Source organism: Acinetobacter sp. ANC_7635 (assembly GCF_056779945.1).
The window spans coordinates 215352-235138 of record NZ_JBWYIS010000003.1 but is presented as its reverse complement, the minus strand read 5'-3'; the positions used below and the strand labels follow the sequence as shown (position 1 = coordinate 235138).

Below are 19787 nucleotides of genomic sequence, written 5' to 3'. Positions count from 1 at the left end.
TTTACGAAAAAAATGAGAATACAATGCACACGATATTAGGCTATGTATGGCAGTACGTTTCAAACCCAAAGGCAATTATTGCATTGTCATTGTTTGTTGCCTTAGTGTCTGCCTATCACACGATACCTAGACAGTATTTCTGGCCGCTTGCGGTGGCTTATGTACTGGGTCTAATCGGTTATGGAATCTATTGGTTCATTCAACGCAAACGCCATGAGAAGCAAGGGGAAGAATTGGCGGAAGCAATCGAAAAAGATACCCAAGCTGAGTATGGTAAGCAGAAGGATAAAGATGAACTACAATTGGTTCATCAACAGATGAAGGATTCAATTCAGCTCATTCGTAAGTCAAAGCTGGGTGATAAAAAAGGGAATGCAGCGCTATATGAGTTGCCTTGGTATATGGTCATTGGTAACCCTGCTGCCGGTAAGAGTTCTGCCATTTATAACTCGGGCTTAAAGTTCCCATTCGAAGAAACGCATAAAAATGCAGTGTCTTCAGGTTTGAGTGGAACACGTAATTGCGACTGGTTTTTCTCAACAGAAGGGGTGTTGTTGGATACTGCTGGTCGTTATTCAGTCTATGCAGAAGATCACTCTGAGTGGATTGGTTTTTTGAACTTGCTCAAAAAAAATAGATCTAAAGCGCCGATTAATGGACTGATTGTCACCGTCAGTATTGCCGAGTTAGTTAGTCAAAGTCCTGAAAAATCGTTGAAACTTGCTAAAAACTTGAGAGCACGTATACAAGATTTGACGGAACGTTTAGAAATCTTTGCACCTGTATATTTGGTGTTTTCGAAAATGGATTTGATCGCAGGATTCACTGAGTTTTTTGATTGTTATGATCAAGATGAATTTGACCAAGTTTGGGGAGCAACGCTGCCTTATAATCCAGATTCATCTGAAAATGCTGTTGATCTATTCGAGCATCATTACAACATTTTGTATGATGGATTGAAAAGCGTGAGTACGACTCATTTAAGTCGCCGTCATGCACAGAATATCTCACCAAGTGTGATGACTTTTCCGCTTGAGTTTAAGACTTTAAAGCCAGCACTCAAAACTTTTATAGGAACACTATTTGAGGAAAACCCGTATCAGTTCAAACCTGTATTCCGTGGTTTTTACTTCACCAGTGCCTTACAAGAAGGAACGATCGAGAGTCCAATGACGGAGCAAATTGCTCAAGAATTTAGACTTCAGAAAATTCCGAACAGCGAACATGGTATTCCACAAAATTCTGTATCACAGAATCATGGGTATTTCTTAAAGGGATTATTTTCAGATGTCATTCTGAAAGATAAAAACTTGGTGAAGCAACATATTAACCCAGCGAAAAAGCGCCAACGTTATTTGAGTTTTATTGCAGCTTTACTTGGGGTATCTGTAATTTTAGGCCTGTGGGTGTGGTCTTACCGTAACAACCAACAGTTGATCGCAGATGTTCAAGCCGATCTGAATAAAGTGATGCAAATGGAGCAGGCATCAGGTCAGCATTTGGCGACACAGCTCGACTCGTTACTAATTTTACAACAGCGTTTAGAACAGTTAGATCAATTTGAAGAAGATCGTCCATTAAAGTTTGGCTTTGGTTTGTATCAAGGCAATGATCTGCGGGAAAAACTTAAAACCGAATATTTAAATGGTGTGCGACAAATTGTTTTAGAACCGTCTCAACAAAATATTGGCCAGTTCTTGCAACGTGTCAAAAATAATGAAGCGACACTAAAAGAAAATCACGTTAATGTTGAAATTCAGCAAGTATCGCCTAAACCTGCACAAAATGCTTTGGAACCTTCTGATTCGAATCCGCAAGATGCTTACAACGCATTGAAAGCTTATTTGATGATGAGCAATTCAAAATATATGGAAGCAAGTCATCTGAGTGATCAGGTTACGCGCTTTTGGCGTTCATGGTTAGATGCGAATCGTGGACAAATGCCACGTGGTGAAATGATCCAAAAAGCGGAGCAGGTGCTGACCTATACCATGACATTGGCGAATGATCCAAAATTCCCACAGTTGTCAGCGGATGCGCAATTGGTTGATCAAAGCCGACAAGTATTGTTGGCGGTGATGAAGGGGATGCCAGCACGTGATCGAGTTTATAATGAGATCAAAATGCGTGCTGCTGTACGATATCCAGCGGTGACAGCAGCTCAAATTGTAGGTGAGAACAATCGTAGTGCCGTATTAGGTTCTTATGCTCTTCCTGGGGTATTTACATATAAGGCATGGAACGAATATATCGATCAAGCCATTGATGAAGCTGCGAATAGTCCGACAGACAGTCGTGACTGGGTGTTGAACAGCAATCAATCAGATGACCTCACCTTTAGTGGTAGTCCAGATCAAATTCGTAAGCAGCTGACTGAACTCTATAAGAAAGAATATATCGCAGAGTGGCGTAAATTCTTGAATGGAATTTATTACGCAAAACAACCTGATTTTGCCCAGCAACATAAAACAATAGATTTATTGGGTGAGCCTCAAAACTCCCCGATACGTTTGCTCATTGAGCATACAGCGAAAGAAACCAATTGGGATAACCCTGTGGTTCAAGCGGAATTGGCGGCTCCACAAACAGGATTTATCGCTTGGTTTAAACGTAAGGTTCTTCGTCAAGATAATACCAATGAAATTCAACGTGCAGCTGAGCGCGCCCAAGGTGCTATCTCAAAAGAATTTAACGTTTTTTATCAGTTGGTTCGTAAACGTGATGATCAGCAAAATAAATCATTACTTGATGAGTATTTAGAAAATCTCGCACAGGTACGCAGTAAGTTTAATGATCTCCGAAATGCAGGGGATATTGGCCCAAATGCGATGGCTTTGGTAAAACAAACCATCAATGAACAAACCTCAGTATTTAATACTACGCAAAAACTTGTCGATGAAAAACTGACGGTCGGTCTGAATGATATTGACAATAAGCTCATTCAAAAGCTTTTGGTGAGTCCACTGACACAATCCTTTGCAAGCTTAATCACGCCAGCACAAGATGAGATTAATAAATTATGGGTGATGCAAGCTTATCAACCGTTTAATCAGACTCTGAGCCAAAAGGTTCCATTCAATACCTCGGCTTCAATCCAAGCGACGAGTAGTGAAATCGGTCAAATCTTCGGTGAGGGCGGTAGTATTGCCAATTTTGTTAAAGAAACGCTCGATCCATTTGTGATTCGTCGTGGCTACACACTGACTTCTAAAACGTGGAAAGACCAAGGCATTATCTTGAATCCACAATTTGTGATGAGTTTCCAACGCTATGTTTCACCACTTAACGGTGTAGCTACAGGTACTTTGTCACAAGGTTCTGCTCCTGCTGCGACCAATCAGTCCAACTTCCAATTCTATCCATTGTCTAATCCACAGTTGCTGTCTTATACGATTGATATTGATGGTCAACGTATGGTCTTTGAAAATGGTATCCAACAGTGGGTGAACTTTGTTTGGCCGAATACTGGTGCTATTCCTGGAGCACGTATTACTGCAGTCGATCTCGAAGGGAAAACGCATACGATTTTTGATGCACCAGGTGAATACGGGATCAATCGTTTGATCGACTCTTCGCAACGTCGTGATCAAAATGGTGTCATCGAAATGACTTGGGCAAGTGTTCAACAACCATCATTAGCGGTAAAAGTAAACTTTCGTTTGATCAGTGGGAATTCAGGTCAAGGTGGAACAGGCGTTGGTTCTAATCGTGATTTAAACGGTTTGCAATTGGTTGATAAGGTGACGACCAACAAGGCGACAGCACGTGTGGTATCTGCTCAAAAGGCACCAACACCAGCACCTCAAGCTGAGAATTCAACGAATACGGCATTGCAAAATGCAACACAAGGAGCACAGCCATGATGTATGGAGTACAACTTAAGATGGATCATCAGTAGGAGGCGATATGTACAGTGTGAAAACAACGCCTTTGTACTATGGTAAGAGTCCTGCTCGTGGCGATTTTCTGAAAACCAAAGGACAGTATTCTTTGATTCAAGTGATTGATCAGTGGATTACTGAAGCGCTTGAAATGGCAATGAGAAATCCAAATTTCGATCAAAATTATCAAAGTTTGGCATCATTAGATTTCTTTATTGCCAATCCGCGTGAAAATATGTTCTTGGTTGCAAACTTAGTGACCAGCAAAGACAGCTCAGGTCGTCAGTTTCCTATGGTGTTGAGTCACTTATTGGAAGTGGATGCACCCTACCAAAATTTGCTCTATGCACCTTATAGCTATAAGCCAGTTTTGATTGACTTATTTCAAAGAAACCGTGTGATTCGTCAAATTCGAGATGCTGATGATTTAATCGAAAAACTGGCTCAGCTCAAAAAAGAAATTCAAGTTCTTGATGTAACTGAATCAACCGCTTTTTTTGAAAATCATACCATGCATTCGTTTGCACAAATGATGAAAATATCGGTCTATGAGCTTGCACAAAGCATGATTGGACTAGGTCTTTTACTCCAACCTGTATTAAAAAATGGAACGAGTAAACTGAATAAGGTGTTAATTTTACCGATTCACAACCCTAGTTTTTGTTATGAAATCGCAGCATTCTGGGTTAGTTTAATCGCAAGATTTTTGCCAAAACATAATACCGAAGTGTTAATTGGTATTCTTCATTCAGAACGTCCAGTTTTATTATTTGGCTTTCAGGGCGCAGATATTGAAGCATTAAGTGATATTTTCAATCAGAACTTAAGCTCTGAACATTGGGTTTCATTGGTACAAGCACAGTGGATTGATCGCTATTTGGAGCAAAATGCAGGTCTTGCTGCACTCGAGCAATCTTTGTGCGAACGACAGTTAAGTTTAAATCAAGGAATGAAATTATTCCGACAGACTTTTATAGAAGAATAATGATGAAGAAAACCTTATTAAAGATTTCATTGCTTAGTTCGATATTGAGTATAAGTGTTATATCGTTTGCGAAAGAAATTATCGTTGAGGGAGTTGTTCCTAACGAGATGAGCAAACAGGCCATATTGAATAAAATGAAAGTGGTCTATAGCCAAGACCAAATTATCGATAAAATTCAGGTTCGTCCTGTCACTGCACCCAATGGATGGAGTGATTCCGTGACACAAGTCATTACACCTGATCTTAAAAAAGTTTCTCAAGGAAAATTGAGTGTAAGAGGAACACAAGTTGAGCTCACAGGTAAAGTCCTCAATCAAAATGATATCGTACCGACTCAAAATACATTTCAAAATTTAGTTGTGGCACCTTATCGCTTTAATGCACAGTTATCTGTGAATCATGCAGAACAAGCCATCATTGATAATGCTTTAAAAAATCGAATTATTGAATTTGCTTCTGGAAGTGCCACACTTTTACCAGCAGGCACACAAATTTTAGACGAAATGGTGGTTGCGCTAAACAAAGTTCAAGGCAAAAATGTCAAAATCATCGGACATACTGACAGTCAAGGTAATCCACAGAAAAACAAAGAATTGAGCTTGCAACGTGCGGATGCAGTAAAACAATATTTGATTGCCAAGAATATTTCACCTTCACGATTAAGTACAGCGGGTATGGGTGCTGATGAACCTGTTGCAGACAATGCAACGGAAGAGGGTCGTAAGAAAAATCGAAGAATCGAGTTTGAAGTTCAATAAAATATTATAAAAGGAACAAGTGTATGGCTTTCCCTTATATTACGATTGGCTCTCCAACCACTGGTGGTGGGCAGGTTATTTCAGCAAATAGTTCTTTCTTAATCGAAGGTAAGCCAGTTGCTTGTGTAGGGGATAAGGCCACCTGTCCTAAACATAAAACGGTGACGACAATTGTTGCGGGTGACAGCAAAATGGTTATTATGGGAAAACCCGCCGCACAGCATAATTCACCTTTGGCATGTGGATGCAAATGTATAGGGAATCAAAGTTTAACGGTTGGACAAAATTAGTTAATTCATTGGGATCTGTATCTAAAAAGAACCCTCTAATTTTAGAGGGTTCACTTTTTCAACTATAATTTTATCTCGATCAAAGTGTCTTCGGTATTTGTAATCGCGCACCTACTGATGATCTGAAGATGATTATTACGCACTTACATATTGCACAATTTTATCAAACGCAGATTTAAGCGCTTTGTCATCGAATTCATTGCCTTCGAATGTTTCATTGCGATTGCGTGCAAAAATATCGCGAATCTCAACCACGGCATTTGAGTCGACTAAACCTAATTGCGTAGCAACTTGACGGATTTGATCGATAGAGCGAGAGCCATTACTACCGCCATAACTGACATAAGCAGCAGGTTTTCCATTCCACTCTTTACCTAAATAGTCGAGTGCATTTTTAAGTGCAGGGCTGTATCCATGATTATATTCAGGACTAATAAATATAAATGCATCACCTTTCGCGATTTGAGCAGCCCATTCTTGTTGCTTAGGTTGATCATATATACCCGTTAGTGGTGGATTTGCTCCAGCGAAAAACGGTAAATCCCATTCTTTTAAGTCCACAATTTCTGTCTTAATCGTGCTGTAGTTATATGATGAAATCGTGTTTTGAACCCAATTTGCAACTTTAATGGCTGTGCGGCCTTCTCGAATGCTTCCCACAATAATTTGAATATTCACCAAATTTATCCTTCTAACTGTTATCACACTGACTTTAAAATGTTTTTTTTAAAAAAGGTAGATCGAAAATGTATCTAAAAAAAAGCGCCATAAGGCGCTTTTTTATGTACGAATCAGGCATTACATAATTTTGATGCCTTGCTGACCTGCTGGTGTTACTTTGAAAATTTCAACTTCAAAAGTAATGTCCTTACCAGCAAGCGGATGGTTAAAGTCGACCTCAGTGATATCATCATCAACCGATTTAACCACACCATATAATGACTGCTTTGCTTTATCTTCAAACTCAATCATTTGACCTTCAGCAGGACGTTGCTCAAATTTAACAGTATCAAATTTTTGCACGTTCTCTTGGTTCCAAGGGCCAAAAGCATCTTCAGCAGGTAAACTTACTGTACGACGGTCACCCGCGCGTAAGCCAAATAAAGCTTTTTCAAAACCAGGCAATAAGCTGCCATCACCTATCACGAGGCTTACAGGTTCTTCGCGACTACGGGTATTATCAATTTCAACACCATTTTCAATGGCTACTGAAAAGTGTAAATGTACTTTTGAACCCGCTTCAATGCGAGTATCTTCATTTGGATTAATAAAATCAGTCATTTTGCGCTTCCGCACGTTGAATACGATGTTTCTCTAAGAAAAAAGTATCGATCAGCATTAAGATGGTACCTAAAGTAATGGCACTATCTGCAAGGTTAAAAGCAGGGAAGTGGCTATTGTTATAGTAGACATGAATAAAATCTACAACATAGCCTAAACTTACTCGATCAATAAGATTACCAATCGCCCCACCTAAGATGAGTGCGATGGCTAAAGGCAATACTTTCATGTTTTTTGGCATACGCATAATCCAAAACACAAAAATAACCGAGACAATTCCTGCAAGTGATGTAAAGAAATAACGTTGCCATCCACCGGCATCGGACAAGAAACTAAAGGCAGCGCCGTAGTTATGTAATAATGTCCAATTTAAAAAAGGTAAAACAGGTACAGGGTCTGCATAAGTCAGATGTGTACTTGCTATCCATTTAGTCCATTGATCCAAAATAATGGCAACAATAGACAATCCTATCCACCACAAATTGTGGGGATAGAATTGGAATAAACCTTTTTTATTATTTTGTGGATTAGGCATATTTTCTCTCTTCGCCTTGACCTGTAGGGAGGTTAATAATACAACGACCACATAGTCCTGGATGTGATGGATGTGTATTCACATCAGGCAGAACATGCCAGCAACGAACGCATTTTTCGCCGTCAGCAGCAGAAACTTTCACATTCAAGCCTTCTAAGTCAGATACTTCACCTTGTGCTGCATCGAAACTATTGACCATCACTTGTGAAGTAATGAGAACGAAACGAAGTTCATCGCCTAATTTGTCTAGAACGGCTTTAAGTTCATCATTCGCCCAAAGCTCAACCTTAGCAGACAAGTTTGAACCCACAGTTTTCGCACCACGTGCTGCCTCGATAAACTTATTCACTGCCGATTTCACATTGATCAATGTTTGCCATTCAGTTTCTGATACGACATTGGCACTTGATGCAGTCGGAATATCATACCATTCAGCAGTGAAGACATATTTCTCAGTTTGACCGGGAATCAATGGCCAAGCTTCTTGTGCGGTGAACGTTAAAATAGGTGCCATCCAACGTACAAATGCTTGAACCAAATGGTACAACGCAGTTTGTGCAGAACGGCGTGCTTGAGAATCTGCTTTGGTGGTGTACTGACGGTCTTTGATAATGTCTAGGTAGAAACCACCTAAATCGTTGATACAGAAATTCGTCAGCGCACTTGTCACGATATGGAAGTTCATATCTTCGTAAGCTTTCTTAATGGTTTCTTGCACTTCTGAAGCACGTTGCAAGATGTATTGATCAAGTGCAATCAAATCATCAATCGCTAAGCAATCAGTCGCAGGTTGGAAACCATTTAAGTTTGCTAACAAGAAACGCAATGTGTTACGAATACGACGGTAACCGTCTGAGGCACGGTTAAAGATTTCTTTACCTGCGGTCATTTCATAACGGTAGTCTGCAGATGCAATCCAGAAACGAAGGCCATCAGCACCCATATCTTTAATGATGTCTTGCGGTGTGATGACGTTACCGATCGATTTCGACATCTTACGGCCTTTCTCATCGACCACGAAGCCGTGTGTCAACAAGCCTTTATACGGTGCGCGTTCGTTGATTGCCATTGAAGTCAACAATGAAGATTGGAACCAACCACGGTGTTGGTCTGAACCTTCAAGGTACAAATCAGCAGGGTCTTGTAGCTCTTCACGTTCACGAAGGACTGCAAAGTGTGTTGTACCTGAATCGAACCATACGTCTAAAGTATCTCGAACAGCGTTATAGCAATCTGCATCATCACCGATGAATTCGCGTGCATCACGGTTATACCAACCATCAATACCTTCTTGCTCGATTAACTTCGCAACTTCTTCAATCAATTCAGGTGTACGAGGGTGTAACTCGTTAGTATCTTTATGAACGAAGAATGGAATTGGCACACCCCAAGTACGTTGGCGAGAGATACACCAATCTGGGCGACCTTCGATCATCGCTTGAATACGGTTTTTACCCCAATCTGGTACAAACTCAATATCATTTTCAATCGCGTTCAATGCACCTTGGCGTAGACCTTGGGCATCCATGCTGATGAACCATTGTGGTGTTGCACGGAAGATAATCGGTGTTTTATGGCGCCAGCAATGTGGGTAGCTATGTTTAATCACAACATGTGCCCAAAGTTTGCCTGCTTCAGTCAATGCTTCAATAATTTTTGGATTGGCTTTGTAGATGTGCTCGCCTGCAAAGAGTGGCGAAGTTGGTAGATACACACCATTACCACCGACTGGGTTTTCAACTTTTAAGTTGTACTGTAAGCCAACTTTATAGTCGTCTACACCATGACCTGGTGCAGTATGTACAGCACCTGTACCGCTACCGTCAGTCACGTGCTCACCTAAGATTACAGGCACTTGGCGTTCAGCGATCAGTGGGTGTTGCAGAACAAGGTTTTCAAGTTTTGCACCAGTGAATTCTGCAATGACTTCAAATGCAGTAAAACCATAACGCTGAGTAGCTGATTCAACCAATGATTTCGCAAGAATGAAGTTTTGAGGTGCTTTGTCTTCACCTGTTGCTTTAACAAGTTGATATTCGAGATCAGCATGAAGCGCAACCGCTTGGTTGGCAGGCATGGTCCAAGGTGTTGTGGTCCAGATCACGATGTCGGTACGTTCAGCAATGTCTACACCCAAACGTGCAGAAAGGTCAGCTAAATCAACAACGCTGAAACCCACATCAATTGCGTCTGATTTTTTATCTTCGTATTCAACTTCAGCTTCAGCCAATGATGAACCACAGTCTAAACACCAGTTGACGGGTTTAAGACCTGGTTCGATATGACCTGCTTTGGCAATAGCACCCAATGAACGCACGATGTCGGCTTCTTGTTTGAAGTTCATCGTTAAGTACGGATTGTCCCAATCACCAAACACGCCCATACGCACGAAGTCTTTCTTTTGCAGTTCAACTTGTGTGTAAGCATATTCACGGCAGGCTTTACGGAATGTAGAAGCATCTACTTTTACGCCGACTTTACCGACTTTTTCTTCAACTTTAAGCTCGATTGGCAGACCGTGACAGTCCCAACCCGGTACGTATGGTGCATCAAAACCATCCATTACTCGGCTTTTAATGATGATGTCTTTTAAGACTTTGTTAACCGCATGACCTAAGTGAATTTGACCATTCGCATAAGGAGGGCCGTCATGAAGCACATATTTTTTCTTGCCAATACGCGACGCACGAATCTGCTGATAAATGTTGTCGGCATACCACTCTTCTAACCATTTCGCTTCACGTACTGCGAGATTTGCTTTCATCGCAAAGTCAGTACCTGGGAGGTTTAGCGTGGCTTTATAGTCCACTGCATTTTCAGGAGTTTGCTTATCGCTCATGCAAGTTGTCTTCCAATTTAATCAGTCTAAAGCTGACGCGTTTTACAAAAATTAAGGAGTATTAATAAGGAAAGTTGGGGTTATTTCGGCGAAACTCAAGCAGTTGCTCAACATCATCATCGATCCCAGCTTTGAGTGCTTCTAGCGAAGGATAATTCTTTTCGCCGTGAACAAAGTTCAAAAATGTTACCCGCATTAACAGGCCATACAGATTAGCAGAAACATCAGGGAAATGTACTTCTAATCGCCACTCTGGATGTTCCTGTTGGATGGCTGGTCGGGTGCCGACATGTCCTGCACCGAAAAGGGCTGTAGACTCATAACCAGCGATACCTGGATATTCGGCATTTTCATTGCGAACTTTGTCTTTTAACGATTCTGTTTCACAAATCACTTCAACACCATAGATACCATGTAAACAGGGCTTATGGCGGTTTAGACGAACATTGATAGTTGGAAAGTTAATGGTGCGACCGATTTGATCACCATATTGAACACGACCCGTAATGCTATACGGGCGACCAAGTAGCTCCGCAGCTTTTTTAAGGTCCCCTGTAGCCAAAGTTTGGCGTATTAAGGTAGAGCTAATACGCTCGCCATTCAGTTCAACGTTATTTAAATCGGTGACTTGAAAACCATAATCGCGCAAGAATTGGCTATTACCTTGTCGGTTTTTACCAAAATGATGATCTTCACCGAGTACTAGGCTTTGGGTATTCAGCTTGTATTTTAAAATATCAGCAAACTCTTCCGCACTTAAATTACGGAATGTGTCATCAAATTTGGCAACAACAATGTAGTCGATACCAAGTGCAGCCAAATGTTCCACTTTTTCACGTAATGAACTAATTCGTGGTGGTGCGTCGTAACTTTTAAAATATTCTAAAGGCTGTGGTTCAAAAATCATCACCACAGTTTTTAAATCTTGTTGTTGTGCTATGTCTTTTAATTGCTGAACCATCGCCTGATGACCCAAATGAACACCATCAAAATTGCCAATGGTGACGGCAGTTTTGGGCAATTGAAAGTTGGGCGCTAAAGCATTCAGACGGAGTAGCTTCATGGGCGAAATGGTGACTAAAATTAATTTGGGCTATATATTGCCATATTCTCACAGTTTCGTCTTGTTGTTGTGTTTTTATTCAATACTTTCATTGCAGATTTTTATATCAATAAAATTTATTTTAAAAATAAATATTAATCAATTTTTCTTATTATGGAATTGGATTATGCTGTTTTTATCTTCAAGGCTATGGAATCAACCATGCGCGGACTTTTTCAAGATTTGACACAAGTGTCTGATGTGATCCGTCATTTTACACCAAACTGGTTTACGGTGAGTATGGGGACAGGTGTGGTTGCACTGATTATATCAGAATTTCCAGTGTTGAAAGGACTGACATGGCAGCTTGGGAAGACTTTATGGTATGTGAACATTGGCCTATTTTTACTGTTTAGTAGCCTCTATCTGTTACGATGGATCTTGTATACCAATGAGGCAAAGCAGATTTTTCAACATCCGATGATGAGTTTGTTTTTCGGTGCTATTCCTATGGCATTGGCAACCATCATCAATGGACTGGTGAAATATGGTCAACCTATCTATGGTGAACAGGCATTACGTTTGGCGGAAAGCTTATGGTATGTCGATGTGATTTTGGCGGTTGCAATTGCTTGGTTCGTGCCTTTTATCATGTATCAACGACAACAACATGAACTAAAAAGCATGACTGCTGTTTGGTTGTTGCCAATTGTGGCTTGTGAAGTCGCAGCCAGTAGTGGTGGCGTGTTACTCGCACATTTACCAGCAACGACACACAGTGTGGGAATATTATTGGGCAGCTATATCCTTTGGGGGATGTCAGTTTTACCGGCATTTGCGATTTTGAGTATTTTGATGTTACGTCTTGCACTACATCGACTACCACCGAAAGAATTAGCCATGAGCAGTTGGTTGGCTTTAGGTCCAATTGGTACAGGGGCACTGGCCTTACTATTACTGGGTGCACAAGCACCAACTATTCTTGCCAGTGTAGGCTTAGCAGGGTTAGGGGAGTTCTTACAGCAAGGTGGCATTTTTGCTAGTCTGATTTTATTAGGCTTTGGGCTGTGGTGGTTCGGGATTGCAGTGTTAACCACTTATCATCATGCCAAGCAAGGTTTGCCTTTTAACTTAGGTTGGTGGGGACTGACTTTTCCACTGGGGGTATTCAGCTTAGCGGTCTTGAGTTTAGCTGAGCAGCTGAATGTAGGCATCATTTATCAATTGGGTTATTTGCTCACAATGCTATTAGTTTTGCTTTGGCTTATTGTGATGAGTAAAACATTGGTCGGCTTTTATCGCGGGCATTTATTATTCTCACCGTGTCTAAAAAGCTATTTAGAAAATAAAGTCTAAGACATGTATAAAATAGATTGAAATCAAAAGCTGAGCGAGGCCTCAGCTTTTTATGTTTGCAGTTTATTCAACCTTGATTTTTAATGAGCAGCAATAATTTAGTCAATGAGTATCTGCATGTCTGATCTAGCTTTAATTATGGCACTACCAAGTGAGTCGAAAGGATTATTCGAACAAGCTGGAATTGAGGTGCATTACAGTGGTATTGGTAAAGTCAACGCCGCTTTTAAAGCTTTTGAAGTGATTCAAAAAACGGGATGCACAACTTTGCTGAATTTAGGAACAGCAGGAAGTTCGCATTTTGATGCGCATTCCTTGGTTGAAGTAACAACATTTGTACAGCGAGATATGGATGTTTCACCGCTTGGCTTTGAAGTTGGTGTTACACCGATGGATCAGGAATTTCCCGCAACGATTAACCTAGAGCCGTATTTCCAACATTTTCCCAAGGGCATTTGTGGGACTGGCGATAGCTTTGAAACTGGTGAACCTAAGGTGCCATGTCAGTTGGTTGATATGGAAGGATATGCGCTCGCCAAAGTATGTAAGAAACTTGGCGTTCGTTTGATTTCCGTGAAATACATTACAGATGGGGCAAACGACACCGCACATTTAGATTGGGAGGAGAACTTGTTGTTGGGCGCTCAAAAATTATTGGCTTTATATCAGAGTATGGAACACTAGATTTTGAAGATTTTGGCGACCATAGAAACTATGGTCGTATGCCAGAGATCAATCTCGAAGAGATTTAGAGAAACCAATTATGGGCGAGGTAAAATACCATATAGCATCATATGCACCGTATGTTCGATGGTACGTTGATACATGGTGCGATTACGTAAGGTTTTTCCCGTCACCATTTCAGTTTGAGTGCTAAAATCAGCATAGTTTTGTGTGATTCCCCAAAGGTTAATAATTAAAACTTCAGGATCGATTTTGTCTGATATTTTGCCTTGCTCTTGCCATGTAGCAATCACTTTGGATTTACGTTTGAAGAGTTTTTTTAATGGACCTTTCAAAATTGGCAGGATATGTGGTGCGCCTTGGATAATTTCTAAAGCAAATAATTTTGATGCTTTATGTTGAGTACGGGAAACCTCAATCTTTTGCATGAGATATTGCGTGATCGCTTCAGCAGGCTCTAAATCAGCTTCCAACATTTGCAGTGGAGCTAACCATTTTTGCATGACAGTAGTCAGCACTTCGACATAGAGCGCTTCTTTATTTTCATAGTAATAGAAAATATTCGATTTGTGCATTTCCGCGAGTTGTGCAATTTCATCTAAGCTTGCACCACTAAAACCATACACAGAAAACACATCTAATGCAGCAGCTAAAAGCTGTTGACGTTTTTGCGTACTCTTCTTTTGTTCCATCTCGTCAGTAAATTATAAAAAGGAACCTCAAATTGTACGGCAAAACGTGCGATTTGTGCACAAGGATTAGGGCATTTGCAAAAGAATATGAAGAATAATTGTGTAGTTAAGTGATAAAACTAATAATAAGACACATGTACAATTTATTTGATAAACAAATACATATTACTCATGTGGGAAATGCTGATCGAGGATATCTTTTAATTTAATTAAAAAAAGCCATTTATCAGTACGAAAAGTGTCTAATTTTCCGACGAAAATTAGACACTTCCATTTACCTCATTCAACAATTCAGAATGTCATATTTTGTATCGCTTAAGTTGAAAGTACGGCTTCTAAAACTTGTTGTTCAAGCTCTGCAAATTTGACATTTTTTTGTCGCGGTCGTGGTAAATCTACTTTGAACTGATGTGCGATATGACCTTTATCGAGCAAAATAATACGATCTGCTAACTGAACAGCTTCACTGACATCATGTGTCACTAAGATGGTGGTGAAGCCTTGTTCTAACCATAGTCTCTCGATTAAATTTTGCATGTCTAAACGCGTAAGCGCATCTAAAGCCCCCAAAGGTTCATCAAGTAATAGTATTCGAGGGGTATGAGACAAGGCACGTGCTAGCGCTGCTCGTTGACGTTGTCCACCTGAAAGTTGTGCAGGCCAAAGTTCAGCTTTTTCATTTAAGCCAACTTTTTCCAATAATGCGTCAGCCTTATCATGCTGGGATTTATCTAAGCCCAATTGCACATTTTTTAAAATGCTTTTCCATGGTAATAGGCGAGGATCTTGGAACATGACGCGGATGTCATCAATGGTAATGCCTTCACGAAAGTTCAGTGCAGATTTAAATTTAATCTCACCATAACTCGGTTGTTCTAAATCCGCGATTAACCGTAACAACGTACTCTTACCACAGCCACTTCGACCCACAATGGCAACAAATTCACCAGGTTCTATATGTAGGTCTAAATCCTCTAATACTTTAACTTTGCCATAGAACTTGTGCAGTTGTTCAATATTGATTTCTGCACCGATCTTTTGTGGAGCTGATCTGGCATGATCTGGAATGACATGTTCATCAGCGAGATTTGAAATACTTAAATCAGTCATACGCATTCCTATTTTTGATAGCCTGGATGCCAGCGTAATAAATATTTTTCTAAGGCAACCGCGAGTACATCCGCTAATTTACCAAGTAGGGCATACAGTAGAATCCCAACTAAAACGACATCTGTTTGTAAAAATTCACGCGCATTCATGGTCATGTAGCCAATTCCAGCTTGTGCTGAGATGGTTTCAGCCACAATTAACAGAACCCAAACTAAACCTAGTGCGAAGCGCAAACCAACTAAAATGGAAGGAAGAGCACCTGGTAAAATAATTTCTTTATATAACTGCCAGCGTGTTAAACCATAACTCTTGCCCATCTCGATCAGCTGAGGATCTACAGATCGGATACCGTGATACGTATTGATATAAATTGGGAAAAACACGCCAATCGCGACCAAAAATAATTTGGCAGATTCGTCAATTCCAAACCATAGAATCACCAATGGAATTAAAGCTAAAGCTGGAATATTACGGATCATTTGTAGGGTCGTGTCGAGTAACGTAGAGGCGACTTTAGATGAGCCATTTAACAATCCTAAAAATAATCCTAAGCCCCCACCAATCAGCAAGCCAATCAGTGCACGTCCCGCACTGACTTGGACATGTGTCCACAGTTCACCACTAAGCAATAGATGCCAAAAAGCCAAAACCACTGCGGTTGGAGCAGGCAAGACACGGCTTTCTAAAATGCCAGTGACTGAAGCAAGTTGCCAAATCACAATAAGAAAAATGGGTACTAACCAAGGCAACAAACGTTGCCCCAGTTGTTTGATTCCTCGAGAGAGAAAACCTTCAGCTTTAACCACCTTGGTTTTACTCAACACGATAGAATGTTTTTGAGTTTTATCTACCGCTGTTGTCATGCCGGCTCCTGAACCTGATCTCCTTTTTTATTTTCTTCAGGAGTATAGTTATTCGCGACAATCTCACCAAAAGGACCAGTCAGATTAGGTTGAGTCAGTTTTTGGCGTGTTTCTAATGGCAGAAGAGGGAATACCAATTCAGCAAAACGAATTGATTCCTCAAGATGCGGATAACCCGAGAAAATAAAGGTATTAATGCCTAAATCTGCATATTCTTGGATACGTGCCGCCACAGTTTCAGGGTCACCTACTAATGCCGTGCCTGCACCCCCACGGACGAGACCTACGCCAGCCCATAAGTTTGGTGACACTTCAAGTTTCGAGCGATCTCCATTATGAAGTTCAGCCATACGACGTTGACCAACAGAGTCCATTTGTTTAAATTTTTTCTGTGCCGCAGCGATGGTTTCATCATCAACATACTGAATTAATTCTTCAGCAGCTCTCCATGCTTCCTCGTTGGTTTCGCGGACGATGACATGTAAACGAATACCGTAATCTAGGGTGCGACCTTTAGCTGCCGCCTTAGCGCGGACATTTTCAATTTTTTCTTTAACCGCTGCTGGAGGCTCTCCCCAAGTTAAATAGGTATCTACTTGATCAGTTGCCAGTTCAACAGCATCATCAGAAGAACCACCAAACCACAATGGTGGATAAGGTTTTTGGACGGGTGGATATAATAATTTTGCATCATCCACGCTTAGACGTTCACCATGGAACGTGAAGCTTTCACCCGTATGAGAGCGTTTTAAAATTTCGCGCCAAATCGTAGTATATTCAGTCGCAGTTTTATAACGCGTTTTATGATCTTCATAGACGCCGTCACCTTTTAACTCTTGCTCATCACCACCAGTGACCAAGTTCAATAGAACACGGCCATTTGAAAGACGGTCAAAGGTTGCTGCCATACGTGCAGCCAGTGCAGGAGTGGTTACCCCTGGACGCAAAGCAACGAGAAATTTAAGATTTTTGGTGGCATCAATTAAACTTGCGGCAGTCAACCATGGATCTTCACAAGAACGACCAGTCGGGATAAGCACACCTTCATAACCTAGATTATCCACCGCCACAGCGATTTGTTTCATGTAGGCATGGTCGACAACACGTCCGCCTTTGCTTGTACCTAGGTAGCGACTATCACCATGAGTAGGAATAAACCAGAAAATTTTCATTACTTAAGTCCTTAATATGAGTTACTGACCAGTCCATACGACTTGGTTAATTTGTATCGGTTTAGGAATGATTTTGAGCTCAGCAAAGCGATCAGCCAGTTGTTGCTGATCTGCAATGACTTTCGCGGTTAAAGGTGCTGCATAAGATGGACGAGGTCGGCGCTGAACAAAGGTTTGGCTCACATTCGGCTTTAAACCTGTTGTTTTGGCAAAAATCGTTGCTGTAGTTTTTAAGTTCTTTTGAACCCATTTATCAGCAAGATTAATCTGTTCAATGACACCTGAAATCGCTTGAGGATGTTTGTCGATAAACTTGCCTGAAGCGAGATAGAACGTGTAATTCGGGCTCAGCCCTTGTCCAGTGGTCAAAACTTTTGCTTTATCTTCAAGTTCAGCAGCAGCGTAATACGGGTCCCAAATGGCCCATGCATCAACAGCACCTTTTTGGAATGCTGCGCGTGCATCAGCAGGACTTAACCAAATTGGTTTTACATCGCTCCATTGCAAACCTGCTTTTCGGACGGCTTGGACCAATAGATAATGTGAACTAGAGCCACGATGTACTGCGACACGCTTGCCTTTGAGGTGTTTAAGCTGAGTAATTTTGGATTTTTGCGGCACTAAGATTGCTGAAGAAAGAGGCTTCGCCGCCTCATAAGCAATGTAATGCAAAGGTTTGTTTCCTGCTTGAGCATAAACAGGGGGGGTATCACCTGTTGCACCAATATCCACTGAACCCACTGCAAGTGCTTCTAAAATTTGAGGACCACCAGGGAACTCATTCCATGTAATTTTGGCATTGGGAAATTCTTGCTCAAACAGTTTTTGCTGTTGAGCAATCACCAAATTTACGGAAGATTTTTGGAAGCCAATGCGTAATTCTTTCACTGAGGGATCAACAGCCCATGCAGCTGAGCAACCCAACATCGCACAGGCAAATAGCATCGTTGTCATTGAATGACTTGAGGTTTTAAACCAAGTGTGTGCTGTATTTCCTGATTGATGTTGAGTCATGTTCATCACCTTTTCATGTTGTTATTTGGGTGTAGGCGCAATAATTGCGGCCTGAATATTGATTTTGTTTGGAATTAACTTCTGTTGATGGAATACATCGGCAACTTTTTGCTGATGTTGAGCAACTTCAGTACTAATTGGATAAACGCCGAAGCTCATACGTCCAATTGAGGTTTGAAGAATTTTGAAATCTAGGCCTGTAGGCTTCACGAGCAGTTGAGCGGCTTCATCTTTATTGGAAGCAATCCAATCTGATGCTTCATTAAGTTCTTGAACAACGGTTTGTATAATTTCAGGATTCTGTTCAACGAACTTACGATCAGCCATATAGAACTGGTAGTTATTGGCATTCCCTTCGCCAGAAGCGAGAACACGTGCGCCGATTTGATGCTCTGCCGCTGCAAAGAACGGATCCCAGATTACCCATGCATCGACTGCACCGCGCTCAAATGCTGCGCGAGCATCCGATGGTGGTAGGTAAACCACTTCAATATCATCAAGCGTCAAATGATTCTTTTCTAAGATCTTCAAGAGAAGATAATGAACGTTAGAACCTTTGTTTAACGCTACACGCTTACCTTTAAGTTGTTGAATATCTTTGATGTTCGAATTTTTTTGAACAATCAACGCTTCAGCGCGTGGAGTCGCAGGTTGATTTGCGACATAAACCAAATTTGAATTCGCTGCTTGGGCAAAAATAGGGGGTGCTTCACCGACTTCACCAAATGAAACACTGCCGACATTCAAACCTTCTAACAGTTGTGGTCCACCTGGGAACTCTACCCATTTCACTTGAATGTTTTGATCCTTCAAAGCGGCTTCTAATTCACCACGTTCTTTAATCACGGGCAGTAAGCCATATTTTTGATAACCGATATTTAACACTTGGGTTTTATCTTCTTTTTTTGAGTCGCAACCAGTGAGTAGCAAAGCACCTGTTAACGCAGAAGACAAAATGAGTGTTTTTTTCCAAAGATTAGCGTTAAAGCTGCTCATATTGAAAATCCTGAAAACTTAAAAATAAAAAAAATCAAAAAAATAAATGCGTCATGTAACGCGCCTAAGTTAATGAATTTTCTATTTCGTAAAAAATAAGAATTCAGGAATTCCTAATGAATAAAAAAGATAAAATTAAAAGAGAAAAAAATATCTAAAAAAATGCAAAAGGCTCAATCTAAGAATAACGATATTTTTGTTTCTAAGTTTATGAAATATATAAATATATATTAAAATATTAAATTGTGATAAGGATATGATTTGTATGAATATATCGAATGATTGTGAA

Annotated in this window: 17 protein-coding genes; 6 read left to right on the top strand and 11 right to left on the bottom strand. The window is 40.7% G+C overall.

Annotated features, from left to right (window positions below; all coding sequences use genetic code 11):
* The first annotated feature begins 23 nt into the window (after positions 1-23).
* The 4 genes from tssM to AC1M89_RS06560 are packed head-to-tail and all read left to right on the top strand — an operon-like array spanning position 24 to position 5914.
* Positions 24-3863, top strand: a complete 3840-nt coding sequence (tssM, locus tag AC1M89_RS06575; protein WP_481614051.1) for a type VI secretion system membrane subunit TssM — start codon at positions 24-26, stop codon at positions 3861-3863.
* 43 nt (positions 3864-3906) lie between these two features.
* Complete coding sequence (gene tagF / locus AC1M89_RS06570) at positions 3907-4866, top strand: type VI secretion system-associated protein TagF (protein ID WP_481592006.1); 960 nt, start codon at positions 3907-3909, stop codon at positions 4864-4866.
* Positions 4866-5624, top strand: a complete 759-nt coding sequence (locus tag AC1M89_RS06565; RefSeq protein ID WP_092766604.1) for an OmpA family protein — start codon at positions 4866-4868, stop codon at positions 5622-5624. Before tagF ends, AC1M89_RS06565 begins: the two co-directional genes overlap by 1 nt.
* Positions 5625-5647: 23 nt before the next feature.
* The gene (locus AC1M89_RS06560) at positions 5648-5914 is read left to right on the top strand and encodes a PAAR domain-containing protein (RefSeq protein ID WP_092766603.1); all 267 of its coding nucleotides are present in this window, start codon (positions 5648-5650) and stop codon (positions 5912-5914) included.
* Between the two features lie 135 nt (positions 5915-6049).
* Here the strand turns inward: AC1M89_RS06560 and AC1M89_RS06555 are convergent, their stop codons facing one another.
* The 5 genes from AC1M89_RS06555 to ribF form a co-directional block, all read right to left on the bottom strand.
* A complete protein-coding gene (locus AC1M89_RS06555) occupies positions 6050-6592 on the bottom strand; it encodes an NADPH-dependent FMN reductase (RefSeq protein WP_481588750.1) in 543 nt (180 codons plus the stop codon).
* Positions 6593-6712: 120 nt separating this feature from the next.
* Entirely contained in the window at positions 6713-7195 is a 483-nt protein-coding gene (locus AC1M89_RS06550; protein ID WP_481592005.1) for an FKBP-type peptidyl-prolyl cis-trans isomerase, read from the bottom strand.
* Positions 7188-7730: a signal peptidase II gene (lspA, locus tag AC1M89_RS06545; protein ID WP_035270556.1), complete on the bottom strand. Its 543-nt coding sequence runs from the start codon at positions 7728-7730 to the stop codon at positions 7188-7190. The genes AC1M89_RS06550 and lspA overlap by 8 nt, the downstream gene beginning before the upstream one ends.
* A complete protein-coding gene (gene ileS, locus AC1M89_RS06540) occupies positions 7723-10569 on the bottom strand; it encodes an isoleucine--tRNA ligase (protein ID WP_481592004.1) in 2847 nt (948 codons plus the stop codon). Before ileS ends, lspA begins: the two co-directional genes overlap by 8 nt.
* Before the next feature lie 61 nt (positions 10570-10630).
* Positions 10631-11632: a riboflavin biosynthesis protein RibF gene (gene ribF / locus AC1M89_RS06535; RefSeq protein WP_481592003.1), complete on the bottom strand. Its 1002-nt coding sequence runs from the start codon at positions 11630-11632 to the stop codon at positions 10631-10633.
* A gap of 201 nt (positions 11633-11833) precedes the next feature.
* Between ribF and AC1M89_RS06530 the strand changes: the two genes are divergently transcribed.
* Together AC1M89_RS06530 and AC1M89_RS06525 are read left to right on the top strand one after the other, a co-directional pair.
* On the top strand, positions 11834-12967 hold the full coding sequence (locus AC1M89_RS06530; protein WP_481592002.1) for a TDT family transporter: 1134 nt from the start codon (positions 11834-11836) through the stop codon (positions 12965-12967).
* A gap of 117 nt (positions 12968-13084) precedes the next feature.
* Complete coding sequence (locus tag AC1M89_RS06525; RefSeq protein WP_481592001.1) at positions 13085-13651, top strand: 5'-methylthioadenosine/S-adenosylhomocysteine nucleosidase family protein; 567 nt, start codon at positions 13085-13087, stop codon at positions 13649-13651.
* A gap of 77 nt (positions 13652-13728) precedes the next feature.
* Here AC1M89_RS06525 and AC1M89_RS06520 read toward each other — a convergent pair whose 3' ends face one another.
* From AC1M89_RS06520 to AC1M89_RS06495, 6 genes are all read right to left on the bottom strand, one after another.
* On the bottom strand, positions 13729-14343 hold the full coding sequence (locus AC1M89_RS06520; protein WP_481592000.1) for a TetR family transcriptional regulator C-terminal domain-containing protein: 615 nt from the start codon (positions 14341-14343) through the stop codon (positions 13729-13731).
* A gap of 315 nt (positions 14344-14658) precedes the next feature.
* The gene (locus AC1M89_RS06515) at positions 14659-15453 is read right to left on the bottom strand and encodes an ABC transporter ATP-binding protein (protein WP_481591999.1); all 795 of its coding nucleotides are present in this window, start codon (positions 15451-15453) and stop codon (positions 14659-14661) included.
* A gap of 8 nt (positions 15454-15461) precedes the next feature.
* Positions 15462-16259 (bottom strand): aliphatic sulfonate ABC transporter permease SsuC, encoded by a 798-nt coding sequence (ssuC, locus tag AC1M89_RS06510; RefSeq protein ID WP_481586967.1) that lies wholly within the window; start codon positions 16257-16259, stop codon positions 15462-15464.
* A 53-nt stretch (positions 16260-16312) separates the two neighbouring features.
* Positions 16313-17488 carry an FMNH2-dependent alkanesulfonate monooxygenase gene (gene ssuD, locus AC1M89_RS06505; protein ID WP_092766595.1) on the bottom strand — a complete coding sequence of 392 codons (1176 nt, stop codon included), beginning with the start codon at positions 17486-17488 and terminating at the stop codon, positions 16313-16315.
* Positions 17489-17509: 21 nt separating this feature from the next.
* Entirely contained in the window at positions 17510-18502 is a 993-nt protein-coding gene (locus tag AC1M89_RS06500; RefSeq protein ID WP_481591998.1) for a sulfonate ABC transporter substrate-binding protein, read from the bottom strand.
* Positions 18503-18523: 21 nt separating this feature from the next.
* A complete protein-coding gene (locus tag AC1M89_RS06495) occupies positions 18524-19498 on the bottom strand; it encodes a sulfonate ABC transporter substrate-binding protein (RefSeq protein ID WP_481591997.1) in 975 nt (324 codons plus the stop codon).
* Between the last annotated feature and the right edge of the window lie 289 nt (positions 19499-19787).

What these genes read in the sequence shown, in the direction of transcription:
- tssM (WP_481614051.1), top strand. Translation starts at nt 24, where the DNA reads ATGCACACGATATTAGGCTATGTATGGCAGTACGTTTCAAACCCAAAG.
- tagF (WP_481592006.1), top strand. Translation starts at nt 3,907, where the DNA reads ATGTACAGTGTGAAAACAACGCCTTTGTACTATGGTAAGAGTCCTGCT.
- AC1M89_RS06565 (WP_092766604.1), top strand. Translation starts at nt 4,866, where the DNA reads ATGATGAAGAAAACCTTATTAAAGATTTCATTGCTTAGTTCGATATTG.
- AC1M89_RS06560 (WP_092766603.1), top strand. Translation starts at nt 5,648, where the DNA reads ATGGCTTTCCCTTATATTACGATTGGCTCTCCAACCACTGGTGGTGGG.
- AC1M89_RS06550 (WP_481592005.1), bottom strand. Translation starts at nt 7,195, where the DNA reads ATGACTGATTTTATTAATCCAAATGAAGATACTCGCATTGAAGCGGGT.
- lspA (WP_035270556.1), bottom strand. Translation starts at nt 7,730, where the DNA reads ATGCCTAATCCACAAAATAATAAAAAAGGTTTATTCCAATTCTATCCC.
- ileS (WP_481592004.1), bottom strand. Translation starts at nt 10,569, where the DNA reads ATGAGCGATAAGCAAACTCCTGAAAATGCAGTGGACTATAAAGCCACG.
- ribF (WP_481592003.1), bottom strand. Translation starts at nt 11,632, where the DNA reads ATGAAGCTACTCCGTCTGAATGCTTTAGCGCCCAACTTTCAATTGCCC.
- AC1M89_RS06530 (WP_481592002.1), top strand. Translation starts at nt 11,834, where the DNA reads ATGCGCGGACTTTTTCAAGATTTGACACAAGTGTCTGATGTGATCCGT.
- AC1M89_RS06525 (WP_481592001.1), top strand. Translation starts at nt 13,085, where the DNA reads ATGTCTGATCTAGCTTTAATTATGGCACTACCAAGTGAGTCGAAAGGA.
- AC1M89_RS06520 (WP_481592000.1), bottom strand. Translation starts at nt 14,343, where the DNA reads ATGGAACAAAAGAAGAGTACGCAAAAACGTCAACAGCTTTTAGCTGCT.
- AC1M89_RS06515 (WP_481591999.1), bottom strand. Translation starts at nt 15,453, where the DNA reads ATGACTGATTTAAGTATTTCAAATCTCGCTGATGAACATGTCATTCCA.
- ssuD (WP_092766595.1), bottom strand. Translation starts at nt 17,488, where the DNA reads ATGAAAATTTTCTGGTTTATTCCTACTCATGGTGATAGTCGCTACCTA.
- AC1M89_RS06500 (WP_481591998.1), bottom strand. Translation starts at nt 18,502, where the DNA reads ATGACTCAACATCAATCAGGAAATACAGCACACACTTGGTTTAAAACC.
- AC1M89_RS06495 (WP_481591997.1), bottom strand. Translation starts at nt 19,498, where the DNA reads ATGAGCAGCTTTAACGCTAATCTTTGGAAAAAAACACTCATTTTGTCT.